The organism is Flammeovirga agarivorans, from assembly GCF_012641475.1.
Classification (GTDB): Bacteria; Bacteroidota; Bacteroidia; order Cytophagales; family Flammeovirgaceae; genus Flammeovirga; species Flammeovirga agarivorans.
This window is the reverse complement of sequence record NZ_JABAIL010000048.1, coordinates 1-1,101: the sequence shown is the minus strand read 5'-3', so window position 1 is coordinate 1,101 and position 1,101 is coordinate 1. Positions and strand designations below refer to the sequence as shown.

General features: G+C 52.8%; 1 rRNA gene. It reads right to left on the bottom strand.

Annotation, left to right across the window (positions count from 1 at the left end):
* Positions 1–99: 99 nt before the first annotated feature.
* Positions 100–1,101, bottom strand: a 23S ribosomal RNA gene (locus tag HGP29_RS28145); the annotation flags it as partial.

Below are 1,101 nucleotides of genomic sequence, written 5' to 3'. Positions count from 1 at the left end.
GGCAAATTCTGTTTTATCAACACGTCTCACCAACGTATCGATTAATCTGTATCAGAGCTGAAAATTCTCTCAAACCCGCCAAAACATCTTCGGCGTTGTAAGGTTAAGCCTCACGGTTCATTAGTACCGGTTAGCTCAACGCATCGCTGCGCTTACACACCCGGCCTATCAACGTCATCGTCTTTAACGTTCCTTCAGGAGACTTATAGTCTCAGGGAGAACTCATCTCGGGGCAAGTTTCGTGCTTAGATGCTTTCAGCACTTATCTCTTCCGCATTTAGCTACCGGGCAGTGCCATTGGCATGACAACCCGAACACCAGTGATGCGTCCACTCCGGTCCTCTCGTACTAGGAGCAGCCCCCCTCAATTCTCCAGCGCCCACGGCAGATAGGGACCGAACTGTCTCACGACGTTCTAAACCCAGCTCGCGTACCACTTTAAATGGCGAACAGCCATACCCTTGGGACCTACTTCAGCCCCAGGATGTGATGAGCCGACATCGAGGTGCCAAACACCGCCGTCGATATGAACTCTTGGGCGGTATCAGCCTGTTATCCCCGGAGTACCTTTTATCCGTTGAGCGATGGCCCTTCCATTCAGAACCACCGGATCACTATGACCTGCTTTCGCACCTGCTCGCGCCGTCACGCTCGCAGTCAAGCTAGCTTATGCCATTGCACTAACCTCCTGATGTCCGACCAGGATTAGCTAACCTTCGTGCTCCTCCGTTACGCTTTGGGAGGAGACCGCCCCAGTCAAACTACCCACCAGACACTGTCCGCAACCCCGGTCAGGGGCCAACGTTAGAACATCAAACATTAAAGGGTGGTATTTCAAGGTTGGCTCCACGCAGACTGGCGTCCACGCTTCAAAGCCTCCCACCTATCCTACACATCAAGGCTCAATGTTCAGTGTCAAGCTATAGTAAAGGTTCACGGGGTCTTTCCGTCTTGCCGCGGGTACACTGCATCTTCACAGCGAGTTCAATTTCACTGAGTCTCGGGTGGAGACAGCCTGGCCATCATTACGCCATTCGTGCAGGTCGGAACTTACCCGACAAGGAATTTCGCTACCTTAGGACCGTTATAGTTACGGCCGCC